12 protein-coding genes are annotated in these 12509 nt (G+C 65.2%); 3 read left to right on the forward strand and 9 right to left on the reverse strand.

Annotation, left to right across the window (positions count from 1 at the left end):
• Positions 1 to 60 precede the first annotated feature (60 nt).
• Entirely contained in the window at positions 61 to 1329 is a 1269-nt protein-coding gene (gene otnK / locus ACFFUC_RS02170) for a 3-oxo-tetronate kinase (protein ID WP_377683083.1), read from the forward strand.
• Here otnK and ACFFUC_RS02175 read toward each other — a convergent pair.
• From ACFFUC_RS02175 to ACFFUC_RS02215, 9 genes are all read right to left on the reverse strand, one after another.
• Positions 1326 to 2090, reverse strand: coding sequence for a hydroxypyruvate isomerase family protein (locus ACFFUC_RS02175; protein ID WP_377683085.1), 765 nt, complete (start codon positions 2088 to 2090; stop codon positions 1326 to 1328). The genes otnK and ACFFUC_RS02175 overlap by 4 nt on opposite strands.
• Positions 2087 to 2740, reverse strand: coding sequence for a 3-oxo-tetronate 4-phosphate decarboxylase (otnC, locus tag ACFFUC_RS02180; RefSeq protein ID WP_377683086.1), 654 nt, complete (start codon positions 2738 to 2740; stop codon positions 2087 to 2089). Before otnC ends, ACFFUC_RS02175 begins: the two co-directional genes overlap by 4 nt.
• Positions 2740 to 3585 (reverse strand): ureidoglycolate lyase, encoded by an 846-nt coding sequence (locus ACFFUC_RS02185; protein ID WP_377683088.1) that lies wholly within the window; start codon positions 3583 to 3585, stop codon positions 2740 to 2742. The genes otnC and ACFFUC_RS02185 overlap by 1 nt, the downstream gene beginning before the upstream one ends.
• Positions 3586 to 3670: 85 nt before the next feature.
• Complete coding sequence (locus tag ACFFUC_RS02190) at positions 3671 to 5164, reverse strand: D-arabinonate dehydratase (protein ID WP_377683089.1); 1494 nt, start codon at positions 5162 to 5164, stop codon at positions 3671 to 3673.
• A gap of 33 nt (positions 5165 to 5197) precedes the next feature.
• Positions 5198 to 5890 carry a GntR family transcriptional regulator gene (locus tag ACFFUC_RS02195; protein WP_377683091.1) on the reverse strand — a complete coding sequence of 231 codons (693 nt, stop codon included), beginning with the start codon at positions 5888 to 5890 and terminating at the stop codon, positions 5198 to 5200.
• Positions 5891 to 5894: 4 nt separating this feature from the next.
• The gene (locus tag ACFFUC_RS02200) at positions 5895 to 6842 is read right to left on the reverse strand and encodes a 2-hydroxyacid dehydrogenase (RefSeq protein WP_377683093.1); all 948 of its coding nucleotides are present in this window, start codon (positions 6840 to 6842) and stop codon (positions 5895 to 5897) included.
• 23 nt (positions 6843 to 6865) lie between these two features.
• Positions 6866 to 7627, reverse strand: a complete 762-nt coding sequence (locus tag ACFFUC_RS02205) for an SDR family oxidoreductase (protein ID WP_377683094.1) — start codon at positions 7625 to 7627, stop codon at positions 6866 to 6868.
• A 14-nt stretch (positions 7628 to 7641) separates the two neighbouring features.
• Positions 7642 to 8379, reverse strand: a complete 738-nt coding sequence (locus ACFFUC_RS02210) for an SDR family oxidoreductase (protein WP_377683096.1) — start codon at positions 8377 to 8379, stop codon at positions 7642 to 7644.
• A gap of 33 nt (positions 8380 to 8412) precedes the next feature.
• Complete coding sequence (locus ACFFUC_RS02215; RefSeq protein ID WP_377683098.1) at positions 8413 to 10194, reverse strand: IlvD/Edd family dehydratase; 1782 nt, start codon at positions 10192 to 10194, stop codon at positions 8413 to 8415.
• A 252-nt stretch (positions 10195 to 10446) separates the two neighbouring features.
• On the opposite strand from ACFFUC_RS02215, the gene ACFFUC_RS02220 reads away from it, so the two are divergent.
• Both ACFFUC_RS02220 and ACFFUC_RS02225 read left to right on the forward strand, forming a co-directional pair.
• Positions 10447 to 11358 (forward strand): dihydrodipicolinate synthase family protein, encoded by a 912-nt coding sequence (locus ACFFUC_RS02220; RefSeq protein ID WP_377683100.1) that lies wholly within the window; start codon positions 10447 to 10449, stop codon positions 11356 to 11358.
• A complete protein-coding gene (locus ACFFUC_RS02225) occupies positions 11358 to 12503 on the forward strand; it encodes a fumarylacetoacetate hydrolase family protein (protein WP_377683102.1) in 1146 nt (381 codons plus the stop codon). Before ACFFUC_RS02220 ends, ACFFUC_RS02225 begins: the two co-directional genes overlap by 1 nt.
• The last annotated feature ends 6 nt before the right edge of the window (positions 12504 to 12509 follow it).

Here is a 12509-nt window from a genome sequence, read left to right on the forward strand (position 1 = left end):
ACCTGCTTGCCGATTCCGCGGCGGAAGCTAACCTCCGCCGCGACATGACCGGAGGGGCGAATGACGATACTGGGCTGCATCGCGGATGATTTCACCGGCGCGACCGATCTGGCGGGACTTTTGGCGCGGAGCGGCGTCTCGGTCTCGTTGCGGCTCGGCCTGCCCGAAAGCGCGCCGGACGGGATCGCCGATGTCGAGGTCGTCGCGCTGAAATCGCGCATGAGCCCCGTGGATGACGCCGTGACCGAGACCCGCGCGGCGCTGGACTGGCTGCAGGCCTCGGGCGCGCGGCAGTTCTACTGGAAATACTGCTCGACCTTCGACAGCACCGCGACCGGCAATATCGGCCCCGTCGCCGAGGCGCTTTTGGCCGATCTTGGCGGCGCGCAGACGATCTATTGCCCCGCATTCCCCGAAAACGGGCGGCGGGTCTTCATGGGCAATCTCTTCGTGGGCCGCCAGCCCTTGGCGGAAAGCCCGATGAAGGACCACCCGCTGACGCCGATGCAGGACAGCGATCTGACGCGGCTGCTTGCGCCGCAACTTGGCGGCGCGCCGGTCGGGCTGATCGACTGGCCGACGGTGGCCAAAGGCGCGGATGCGGTGCGCGAGGCCTTGGCGGACCTTTCCGCGCAGGGCGTCCGCCATGTCGTGACCGATGCGGTTTCGGATGCCGATCTCGAGGTGATTGCGCGGGCGACAAGCGACCTGCCGCTTTTGACCGGCGGCTCGGCGCTTGCGCGTCCCCTGCCCGCGATCTGGCGCGAGGCGGGGCTTTTGGACGGTGCCGCCACGGGCTTCCAGCCGCCGGTCCTGCCGAAGGGCGCGGTCGTTCTGTCGGGAAGCTGTTCGGCCATGACGCGGGCGCAGGTCGCGCATTACAAGCCGTTGGCGCCCAATTACCGGCTTGATCCGCTGGCCTTGGCCAAAGACGGCTTTGCCGCCGCGCGGGACTGGTTCGCCGCCCAAGACCCCGATGCGGCGGTCCTGATCTATGCCAGTGCCGAGCCCGACGAGGTGCGCCGCGCACAGGCCGAGCTTGGGGTCGCTCGCGCCGGTGACATCGTCGAGGAAGCCTTGGCCCAAATCGCCCGCGATGCCCGCGCATCGGGGCGAGCGCGCTTTGTCGTGGCAGGCGGCGAGACCTCGGGCGCGGTCGCGCGCGCCCTTGGCGTGACGCGGCTGATGATCGGCAAGGAAATCGCGCCGGGCGTGCCTTGGACCTATGCCGAGGATAGCCAAGGCGCGCTGGCCCTTGCCCTCAAATCCGGCAATTTCGGCGCGGAAAGCTTTTTCGCCGACGCTTTGGCGGCATTGCCCCCCGCTTAGACGCTGCGCAGAACCGGCAACCACCCCAGCGTCTGATCCGTCGGTTGCTGGGGTTTGTATTCCGCCCCCAAGGGCCGCTCCCAACCCAGATCGCGCAGCACGGCCATGATATGGCGGTAATCCAGCTCTCCGTGATCGGGCGTGCCGCGATCGGGGACCGAGGCGATCTGGACATGGCCGATGATCTCGCGATGGGCGGCAAGGCGGCGGGACAGATCGCCCTCCATGATCTGGAGATGGTAGCAATCGAACATCAGTGCCAGATTGTCGTGCGGGATCGCGGCAATGATTGATGCGGCCTGATCCGAGGTCCTCAGGAAATAGCCGGGCGCGTCATAGCGGTTGAGCGGCTCGATCAGGATGGTGATCCCGTGCGGACGCGCGGCGCGGCAGGCGTAATCGAGATTGCCGAGAAAGGTCTGATGCGCCTGATCTCCTTCGGCGAAACCGGCCATGACATGGACCGAACCGCAGCCGATGCGGCGGGCGTAATCGACAGCGCGGTCGATCTCGGCACGGGCCTCGGGCTCACGGTCGGGAAGGGCTGCCAAGCCGTTCTCGCCCGCTTTGCCGCGCAGGGTGTTCAGGCCCAGCATGGTCAGGCCGGTCTCGGCCAAAGCGGCTGCGACATGCTCGGCGGGGGTGTCATAGGGCCAATGGCATTCGACCGCGTCGAAACCGGCGGCTTTGGCGGCGCGGATCGCATCGGGAAGCGGCAGATCGGCCCAGAGAAAGCCGAGATTGGCGGAAAAAGTCGTCATTCGTCACCCCAGGCGATGTCGTGGATCTTGACCAGCTCGTCGACCTGAGCGGGCGTCAGCATATTGGGCGTCTGGCCGCGCAGCAAAAGCGCCAGCCGCGCGGTCGCCTCGAGCTCCTCGATGGCGTTGCAGGCGGCCTCGACATCGCGGCCCGCGACCACCGGCCCGTGATTGGCCAGCATCACCGCCGAGCGTTTGCCCGCAAGGCCGCGCACCGCATCGCCGATCGCGGGATCGCCGGGGCGGAAATAGGGCAACAGCCGCACGCGCCCGAGCTGCATGAAAGCGTAGGGCGTGATCGGCGGCAGAAAATCTTCGGCCACCGCATCGGGCAGAACCGAAAGCGCGACCGCATGACAGGAATGGAGATGGACCACCGCCCCCGCCCGCGCCCGCGTGTCGTAAAACGCGCTGTGAAGCGGCATTTCCTTGGTCGGGCGGTCGCCATCAATCTGGCGACCGCTTGGGTCGAAGCGCGCCAGCCGCGCGGGGTCCAGCCGCCCGAAACTGGTGCCGGTCGGCGAGACCAGAAGCCCCCCGTCCGGCGTTCGGGCCGAGATGTTCCCCGTCGATCCCGCCGTCAGGCCGCGGTCGAACATCGACCGCGCCAAAAGACAGATCTGCTCGCGCAGGCGCGCTTCCTCGCTCATCAGGCGCGGGTGACCTTCTGGGTCTGGTCGCCCAGGCCTTCGATCCCGAGCGTCATGACCTCGCCGCCTTTCAGGTAAACAGGCGCGGGCTTCTGGCCCATGCCCACACCCGGAGGCGTGCCGGTGGTGATCACGTCACCCGGCATCAGCGTCATCAGCTTGGAGCAATAGGCCACCAAGGTCGCGACGTTGAACACCATCGTCTTGGTCGAGCCGTCCTGATAGCGCTTGCCGTCCACCTCGAGCCACATTTTCAGATTGCCCGGATCGGTGATCTCGTCCTTGGTCACAACCCAGGGGCCGATCGGACCGAAGGTGTCGAAACCCTTGCCCTTGTCCCAGGTCGCGCCGCGCTCCAGCTGCCATTCGCGCTCGGAGACGTCGTTGACGACGCAATAGCCCGCGACGGCATCCATCGCCTCGGCTTCGGACAGGTTGCTGCCGCCCTTGCCGATGACAACGCCCAGCTCGACTTCCCAGTCGGTCTTGGTCGAGCCCTGCGGGATCTTCACATCATCGTTCGGGCCGACGATGCAGCTGGTCCATTTGTTGAAAACGACCGGCTCGGCAGGAACCGCCATGCCGCTTTCGGCGGCGTGGTCGGCATAGTTCAACCCGATCGCGATGAACTTGCGCACATTGCCGACGCAGGCGCCCAGACGCGGATTGCCGGTGACTTCCGGCAGGCTCGCGGGATCAAGCGCGGCGAGTTTGGCCAGACCGGCGGGGGTCAGCGCATCATCGGCGATATCGGCGACATGGGCCGAGAGGTCGCGGATTTTGCCCTCGGCGTCCAGAAGACCCGGCTTTTCCTGACCCACGGGGCCGTAACGCAGCAATTTCATATGTTTCTCCTCATCAATAGTGTCAATCTGGCATCAATGGGGGCAGAAGTCCCGCCTCGTCAGCCTGCGGATTTCTTGAAGCTGATTACATCACCGCGCCGATTTGCCACGGCACGAATTCGTAATCGCCAAGGCCCTGCGCCTCGGATTTCGACTGCTCGCCCGAGGCGACACGCAGCAGCAACTCATAGATCTCGCGGCCGACATCCTCGACGGACTTGCCTTCGGTCAGGATCGAGCCAGCGTTGACATCCATGTCCTCGGTCAGGCGGCCGTACATCTCGGAGTTGGTCGCGATCTTGATCGAGGGCGAAGGTTTGGCGCCAAAGGCAGAGCCGCGCCCCGTGGTAAAGGCGATCAGGTTGCAGCCCGAAGCGATCTGGCCGGTGACGCTGGCCGGATCATAGCCGGGGCTGTCCATGAAGACGAAGCCGCGCGCGGTCACCGGCTCGGCGTATTTGTAGACGCCGGTCAGCGGCGAGGTGCCGCCCTTGGCCGCCGCACCCAGCGACTTTTCAAGGATGGTCGTCAGCCCGCCCTTTTTGTTGCCGGGGCTGGGGTTGTTGTCCATGCTGCCGTTGTTGCGGGCGGTGTAATCCTCCCACCAGCTGATCAGATCGACCAGTTTGGTGCCGACTTTCTCGTTGATCGCGCGACGGGTCAGCAGATGTTCGGCGCCGTAGATCTCGGGGGTTTCGGCCAGAACGCTGGTGCCGCCCTGCTGGACCAGAAGGTCCGAGGCATAGCCCAAAGCGGGGTTCGCGGTGATCCCCGACCACGCATCCGAGCCGCCGCATTGCAGACCCACCATCAGCTCGGAAACCGGACATTCGCTGCGCTCGAAAGCGTTCACGAGAGGCAGCATCGCCTCGACCTTGGCGATACCCGCCTCGACGGTTTTGCGCAGGCCGCCGACATCCTGGATATTCATGGTCTGGAACAGCGGGCCGGGGGTCAGGCCGAAAGCCTCGATCAGCCAGTCGATCTGGTTGGCCTCGCAGCCCAGCCCCGCCATCAGCACGCCGCCGACATTGGGGTTGCGCGCATAGCCCCACATCACGCGCTGGAGCGTCTCGAACCCCTCGCCATTGCTGGCCATGCCGCAGCCGGTGCCGTGGACAAAAGCCACCACGCCGTCGACATTGGGATAGGCGGCCAGCTTTTCCTCGGTGAAATACGCCGCGATCTTGCGCGCGGCGGTGGCCGAGCAGTTCACCGAAGTCAGGATCGCGATGAAATTGCGCGTGCCGACCTTGCCGTTCGCACGGCGATAACCGCGGAACGTGTCGCGCAGGGCCGGTTCGGGAACCTCGCGCAGATTGGTGCCGAAGTCGTAATCATGGCTGATGTTGCGGAATTCGAGGTTGTCGGTGTGGACATGTGCCCCCGCCGGAATGTCCTGCGAAGCCCAGCCGATGATCTGCGCATATTTCAGCACCGCCTCGCCTTTGGCGATATCGCGCACAGCCAGCTTGTGGCCGCGCGGGATGGGTGTGGTCGCCCCGCTTTCGCCCGCCTCGAGGGCGCGGAGCGCGGTTTCGACATTGTCGGAAGGGTCGAGGCGGATCGTGTCGTTCATCGGTCTGGCTTCACAAGTTGCTGGTGTGGCGGTTTACGGGTTTGCGGCATCATCGTCCGAGGGCACGCCCATCTCGCCGACTTCGCGGAAATGGTCGCGGATATTGAGCACCATATCGGCGAGATGGGCGTCGATCTCGGCCTTGACGCGGACGGGATCGCGGGCGCGCAGGGCGTCCAGAATGGCCTCGTGCTGGCGGATCACGCGATCACGCGACTTCTTGCGCCGCGCCGAAAGGTACCGCGCGCGCCACAGCCGCGCCATATAGGCGCCGTGGGTCTCGGCCAAAGCGCCGTTATGCGAGGCGGCGACGATGGCCGCGTGAAACTGCATGTCGAGCTCGAAGACATCGAGCGTATCGGCCTCGCCGTAGATCAGCTCGATCCGGTCCTTGAGCGCGGAGATCCGCACCAGATCCTGATCGGTTGCCTTTTCGCAGGCAAGTTCTCCCGACAGAAGTTCGAGCGTATGGAGCACGCGAATCTGGTCCACGATTTCGTCCAGCGAGGGATCGGCCACCACCGGACTGCGCAGCGGCCGCAGCTGCACCAGCCCCTCTTTGGCGAGAATGCGGATCGCCTCGCGCATGGGCGTGCGCGAGACGCCCTGACGTTCGGCATTGTCGCGCTCCTTGATCGGCGCGCCCGGCGGCAAGCTCCCGCGCAGGATCTCGCGGCGAAGCTCGTAGGCTATGCTTTCGGCCAGCGTATCGTCCTGCGGGGCCATGTCGTCAAACCTTGTTCACGGGGGTCACGGCAGCCGCGCCCGACAGAACCGCCGCAAGATTGCGCCGCTGGAGCGCGCCCATTTCGGCGCGGGTCTCGACCGTGGCCGAGCCGACATGGGGCAGCAAAAGCGCGTTCTCCAGCGCAAGGAAGCGGCGGTCGAGGTCGGGTTCCTTGCGGAAAACATCCAGCGCCGCGCCTCGGATCACGCCCTTTTCCAGCGCCTGGATCAGCGCATCCTCGTCGATGACCGAACCGCGAGAGATGTTCACGATCACCCCGTCCGCGCCAAGCGCCGCGATCACCTCGGCCGAGACGAAACCCTCGGTTTCCGGCCCGCCGACAATCGCGATGACGATATCGTCGACCGCTTGGGCAAGGCTGACGGGATCGGCGTGATAGGTCCAGCCGGCGGGGGTCTGCTTCTCGCTGCGCGACTGGTAGTGGATCTCGCATTTGAAGGCCGCCAGACGGTCGGCGATCTCGCGCCCGATGCGCCCCATGCCGAGAATGCCGACGCGGCGGCCCGACATTTTGCGGGCAAGCGGCAGGTCCTTGCCGTGCAGCCAATTGCCCTCGCGCAGCCAGTTTTCCGCGCGCGGCATCTGGCGGGCCTGCGCGATCAGCATGGCGACGGCGAGATCGGCCACATCGTCGTTCAGCACATCGGGCGTATTGGTCACGACAATCCCGCGCGCGGTTGCCGCCGGAACCTCGATCGCATCATAGCCCACACCAAAATTCGCGATCACGCGCAAGGCGGGCAGCAGGTCCATATGCGCGCCGGTCAGCGGCGGATGGCCCTTATAGGCCAAAGCGGTAAAGCCCGCGCGCTGCTCCTCGGGCAGGGCCGCAATCGCATCGGGTCCGGCCAGCGCCACGGCATCGAATTCTGCCGTCAGTGCAGCGCTGTCGTTGTCGGTATATTGCCCGATGGCGAGAACCTTGGTCATGGAATTGGGGCCTTTCAAAGCGGTCAGACAGTCGCGGTGATTCCACCGTCGACGTAAATGGTGGTGCCGTTCACGAAAGACGAAGCCTCGGAGGCAAGGAAGACGCAAGCCCCCGCCAATTCGTCGACTTCGCCCCAGCGACCGGCAGGGGTGCGACGGGTCAGCCAGTCGTTGAACTCGGCGCTTTCGGTCAGCGCCTTGTTCAGCGGCGTGCGGAAGTAACCCGGCGCGATGGCATTGCATTGCAGGCCCTTGCCCGCCCAATCGGCGGCCATGCCTTTGGTCAGATTGCCGACCGCGCCCTTGGTCGCGGTATAGGGCGCAACGCCGGGCCGTGCGAGGCTGGTCATGACGCTGGCGATATTGATGATCTTGCCCGCACCCCGCGCAATCATATGACGCGCGACGGCTTGGGAGACATGGAAAACGCTGGCGACATTGGTCTGGAGCAGCTGGTCAAAGGCCTGCGCGGAAAACTCCTCCAACGGCGCGCGATGCTGCATTCCGGCATTGTTGACCAGAATGTCGATCGCGCCCGAGCCCGCCTCGAAACCGTCGATTGCGGCGCGGGCGGCGTCGTGATCGGTCACGTCGAAGGGCAGCGTCTCGACATCGAACCCGCTTTGACGCAGGCGGTCCGCCGCAAGCGCAAGCTTGGCGGGGTCGCGGCCGTTCAGAACGACCGCCGCCCCCGCAGCGGCAAGCCCCTGCGCAAGCGCGAAACCGATCCCCTGTGCGGAACCGGTCACCAGCGCGCGCTTGCCGCCCAGATCGAAGCGGGACATCGCGAAAGCCGCCATCACCCGCGCCCGACGAAGGGCATATTGGTCGCCATGACGGTCACGGTCTGGATATTGGTGCCCTCGGGCATGGTCGCCATGAACCAGACGGTATCGGCAACCTGCGCCGCATCCATCACCGGCTCGACCTTGACCGAGCCGTCGGCCTGCGGCACGCCCTTGGTCATCGCCACCGCCATATCTGTCAGCGCATTGCCGATATCGATCTGGCCGCAAGCGATGCCAAAAGGACGCCCGTCAAGGCTCAGCGTCTTGGTCAGGCCCGAGACCGCATGCTTCGACACGGTATAGGGCACCGAGCCCGGCCGCGGCGCGCTCGCCGAGACCGAGCCGTTGTTGATGATGCGCCCGCCCATCGGGCTTTGGTTGCGCATCTGGCGGAAGGCGGCGCGGGCGCACAGGAACATGCCGGTGATGTTCACATCCGTCACGCGCTTCCATTCGGCGACCGAGATCTCGTCGATCAACTGCGAGATCAGCACCGCCCCCGCATTGTTGAAGAGCACGTCCAACCGGCCCCATGCGGCGGCCGCCGTGGCGAAGGCCTGATCGACCGCCGCCTCATCGGTGACATCGCAAGGCAGGATCAGCGCATTGGCATGACCCTGCGCCGTCTCCTCCAGCGCATCCTTGCGGCGGCCGATCAGACCGACGCGCCAGCCCTCGGCCAGAAAGCGCCGCGCGGTGATGCGCCCGATGCCGCTGCCGCCGCCGGTGATCAGGATTGTCTTGGACATGCTCTCCCCCCTCTGCCCTGTGGTTCCGCGCGATTAGTGGTTATCGCGCGGCAGCTTGTTTGCAACCCGTTGATATTTGGTCGCAAGCTCGATGCAACCACCTTGGGCAAGCTGGCCCACCGTCGAGCGGTAGATCTCTTCCCACGGCGTCTGGTTTTCCAGCACCGGCGCAACCCAGGCATCCTTGCGCGCCTGCCATTCCGCATCCGAGACCAGCGCGTTCAGCGTCCCCGCATTGAGATCGAGCCGTACCATATCGCCGGTCTGGAGATAGGCAAGACCGCCACCGACCACCGATTCGGGGCTGGCGTTCAGGATCGAGGGGCTTTCCGACGTCCCCGACTGGCGACCGTCACCGACCGTCGGCAGGTGCTTGATGCCCTGTTTCAGGACCGAATCCGGCGGCTGCATGTTCACCACCTCGGCGCTGCCGGGGTAGCCGACGCAGCCCACGCCGCGAATGAACAGCATACAGCGCTCGTCGATCTGCAATTCGCCGTCATTGATGCGGTTGTGGTAATCCTCGGGGCCTTCGAAGACGATGGCGCGGGCCTCGTGGATGCCCTCGTTGCCCTTGTCCGACAGGAAGCGGTCGTGGAAATCCTTGGAGATCACCGAGGTCTTCATCAGCGCGCTGTCAAACAGGTTGCCCGACAGCACGAGGAAGCCCGAATTCGGCCGCAACGGGTTGTCATAGGGGCGGATGACATCCTGATCGACGCTGTTCCAGCCGGTCAGGTTCTCGCCCATGGTCTTGCCGGTCGCGGTCATCGCGCCTTGACGGATCTTGCCCGCCTTCATCAGCTCGCCCATCACCGCAGGCACGCCACCGGCGCGGAAGAAGCCCTCGCCCAGATATTCACCGGCGGGCTGCATGTTCACCAGAAGCGGGATCTCGAAGCCGATATCTTCCCAGTCCTTCACGTCCAGTTCGATGCCGGCATGGCGCGCGATCGCCTGAAGATGCGGCGGCGCGTTGGTCGAACCGCCGATCGCCGCATTCACGACAATCGCATTCTCGAAGCTTTCGCGCGTCAGAATGTCCGAGGGCTTCAGATCGGCATAGACCATCTCGACGATGCGCTTGCCCGTCTCGTAGGCCATGGCCATACGCTCGCGGAAGGGCGCGGGAATGGCCGAGTTGCCGGTCAGCGACATGCCGAGCGCCTCGGCCATCGCGTTCATGGTCGAGGCCGTGCCCATCGTGTTGCAATGGCCGAGCGAGGGGGCCGAGGCGCAGACGCGCTCCATGAATTCCTCGTAGTCGATCTTGCCTTCCGACAGCAGGCGGCGGCTTTCCCAGACGATCGTGCCCGAACCTGCGCGCTTGCCCTGCCACCAGCCGTCCAGCATCGGCCCGCCGTTCAGCGCGATCGCCGGAATGTCGACGGTCGCCGCACCCATCAGCATCGCGGGCGTGGTCTTGTCGCAACCCGTGGTCAGGACAACACCGTCCAGAGGATAGCCGTGCAGCACCTCGACAAGGCTCAGATAGGCAAGGTTGCGGTCGAGCGCCGCCGTCGGACGCTTGCCGGTTTCCTGAATGGGATGGACCGGAAATTCCATCGGAATCCCGCCCGCCGCACGGATGCCCGCCTTGATCCGGTCCATCAGGAAAACGTGGATCTTGTTGCAGGGCGAAATGTCGCTGCCGGTCTGCGCCACGCCGATCACCGGCTTTTCGGACTGCAGCTCCTCGCGGGTATATTCCTGATTCTGGTAACGCTCGACATAGAGCGCGGTCATCCCCGGATTGTTCGGATTGTCGAACCATTCCTGCGATCTGAACCGTTTGTTCGCGCGGGTATCGCTCATTGCAGTCACTCCTCCTGGCGGTGCCGATACGGCTGGCTTGAACTTGGTATACCAAAAGAAAGGCACTTGGGAAGAGCGAAGGTGGAGCCGCCAGAACCGACGCTGCAGGCTTGCGACAAAGGTCTGAGCGGGCCTCCGCCAAAGGTCGCCCTGCCCCGGAAAACCGGCGCGCATAATTTTCGCGGGCGTAAATCCGGCCATTGCATGCGCGAAAATCTGGTATACCATCCGCGCAAATCCGAGGAGGAGCTTATGGCGAAGTACAAGGGAATCTGGCCGGTCGCGCCGGTCGCGTTTCACGATGACGGACGGGTCGATGATGAGGGCATGCGCCGCATCCTCGATTGCATGATCGATCAGGGCGTCGACGGGATCTGTATTCTCGCCAACTATTCGGAACAATTCCTCATCTCGGATGCCGAGCGCGAACATCTGACGCGGCTGTCCCTTGACCATGTCGCGGGCCGCGTGCCGGTGATCGTGACGATCAGCCATTTCGCGACCCCGATCGTGGTCGAGCGGGCGAAACTGGCGCGCGCGCTCGGTGCGGATATGGTCATGATGATGGCCCCCTATCACGGCGCGACCTTGCGCGCGACGCCCGAGCAGATCTTCGAGCAATTCGCCAGCGCGGGCGATGCCGGCATCCCGATCATGGTGCAGGACGCGCCGATGGCGGGCACCGATCTGACCGTGCCCTTGCTGGTCAAAATGGCCCGCGAGATCGAGATGGTGAAGCTGTTCAAAATGGAATCCGCAGGCGCAGCGGCGAAACTGCGCGCGCTGATCGCCGAGGGCGGCGATGCGATCGAAGGCCCCTTTGACGGCGAAGAGGGGATCACGCTTCTGGCCGATCTTGACGCGGGCGCGACGGGGACGATGACCTCGGCGATGATTCCCGACCAGATCAAGCCGATCCTGACCGCATGGGAGGCAGGCGACCGCGCCGGCGCGACCGCAGGCTATGCCCGCATCCTGCCCGCCGTGAACCACGAAAACCGCCAATGCGGCTTCCGTGCCGCCAAGGCCGTGATGATGGAGGGCGGCGTCATCCGCTCCGACTTCTCGCGTCATCCGATTGCGCCGCTGTCGGATCCGACCCGCGCGATGCTGCTTGATCTGGTGCGCCCGCTTGATCCCGTTGCACTGAACTGGGGCAAGTGATGGCCGCTTTTTCGCTTTCCCTGCCCGAAGACGGCACTTTCGTCGGCCGCGTCTGGCGTCCGGGCATCGGCCCCGCGCTGGTCGTGGTGCGCGACGGCGTGGTCCACGACATCACCTCGATCGAGGCGCCGACCATGCGCGACCTGCTCGAGCTGGAAGACATCGCCGCCCATCTGGCACGACACAGCGGCGAGCCGATCGGCCCGCTTTCCGATTTCGAGACCCCCTCGGACGATCCCGACGCTTTGCGGCTGCTGGCCCCGTCGGATTTCCAAGCGATCAAAGCGGCCGGCGTGACCTTTGCCGCCTCGATGGTCGAGCGCGTGATCGAGGAACAGGCCGCCGGCGATCCCGACCGGGCCGAGGCGATCCGTAACCGCATCGGCGCAACCATCGGCGCCAGCCTCAAAGGAATCGTGCCGGGCTCGGAGCAGGCGGCGGCGGTGAAGGCCGCGCTTCAGGCCGAGGGGCTCTGGTCGCAGTATCTTGAGGTCGGAATCGGCCCCGATGCCGAGATCTTCAGCAAGGCCCAGCCGCTTTCCGCGGTGGGTTGGGGCGCGAAGGTCGGGCTGCATCCGGTCTCGCGCTGGAACAATCCCGAGCCGGAAATCGTGCTGGCCGTCAGCTCCAAGGGCCGTATCCGTGGCGCGACTTTGGGCAATGACGTGAACCTGCGCGACGTCGAGGGGCGCTCGGCGCTGCTGCTCGGCAAGGCCAAGGACAACAATGCCAGCGCCGCGATCGGCCCCTTCATCCGCCTGTTCGACGAGGGCTATACGCTCGACGACATGCGGCAGGCCGAGCTGACCCTGCGCGTCGAAGGCCGCGACGGTTTCGTTATGGACGGGCGCTCCTCGATGTCGCAAATCAGCCGCGACCCCGAGGATCTCGTGTCGCAAATGATCGGGCGCCACCACCAATATCCCGACGGCGCACTGCTGTACCTCGGGACGCTGTTCGCGCCGACGCAGGATCGCGGCGAGCCCGGGCAGGGCTTTACCCATCATCAGGGCGATATCGTCACCATCGCGGAACCCAAACTGGGCGCTTTGATCAATGAAGTCGCCTTGTCGACGGAATGCCCGGAATGGCGCTTTGGCACGACGGCATTGATGCGCAACCTCGCCAGCCGGGCGCTTTTGTAAGCGCCC

The organism is Paracoccus cavernae, from assembly GCF_042430175.1.
Taxonomy (GTDB): Bacteria; Pseudomonadota; Alphaproteobacteria; order Rhodobacterales; family Rhodobacteraceae; genus Paracoccus; species Paracoccus cavernae.

What these genes read in the sequence shown, in the direction of transcription:
- ACFFUC_RS02225 (WP_377683102.1), top strand. Translation starts at nt 11,358, where the DNA reads ATGGCCGCTTTTTCGCTTTCCCTGCCCGAAGACGGCACTTTCGTCGGC.
- ACFFUC_RS02190 (WP_377683089.1), bottom strand. Translation starts at nt 5,164, where the DNA reads ATGAACGACACGATCCGCCTCGACCCTTCCGACAATGTCGAAACCGCG.
- ACFFUC_RS02215 (WP_377683098.1), bottom strand. Translation starts at nt 10,194, where the DNA reads ATGAGCGATACCCGCGCGAACAAACGGTTCAGATCGCAGGAATGGTTC.
- otnC (WP_377683086.1), bottom strand. Translation starts at nt 2,740, where the DNA reads ATGAGCGAGGAAGCGCGCCTGCGCGAGCAGATCTGTCTTTTGGCGCGG.
- ACFFUC_RS02200 (WP_377683093.1), bottom strand. Translation starts at nt 6,842, where the DNA reads ATGACCAAGGTTCTCGCCATCGGGCAATATACCGACAACGACAGCGCT.
- ACFFUC_RS02195 (WP_377683091.1), bottom strand. Translation starts at nt 5,890, where the DNA reads ATGGCCCCGCAGGACGATACGCTGGCCGAAAGCATAGCCTACGAGCTT.
- ACFFUC_RS02205 (WP_377683094.1), bottom strand. Translation starts at nt 7,627, where the DNA reads ATGTCCCGCTTCGATCTGGGCGGCAAGCGCGCGCTGGTGACCGGTTCC.
- otnK (WP_377683083.1), top strand. Translation starts at nt 61, where the DNA reads ATGACGATACTGGGCTGCATCGCGGATGATTTCACCGGCGCGACCGAT.
- ACFFUC_RS02175 (WP_377683085.1), bottom strand. Translation starts at nt 2,090, where the DNA reads ATGACGACTTTTTCCGCCAATCTCGGCTTTCTCTGGGCCGATCTGCCG.
- ACFFUC_RS02210 (WP_377683096.1), bottom strand. Translation starts at nt 8,379, where the DNA reads ATGTCCAAGACAATCCTGATCACCGGCGGCGGCAGCGGCATCGGGCGC.
- ACFFUC_RS02185 (WP_377683088.1), bottom strand. Translation starts at nt 3,585, where the DNA reads ATGAAATTGCTGCGTTACGGCCCCGTGGGTCAGGAAAAGCCGGGTCTT.
- ACFFUC_RS02220 (WP_377683100.1), top strand. Translation starts at nt 10,447, where the DNA reads ATGGCGAAGTACAAGGGAATCTGGCCGGTCGCGCCGGTCGCGTTTCAC.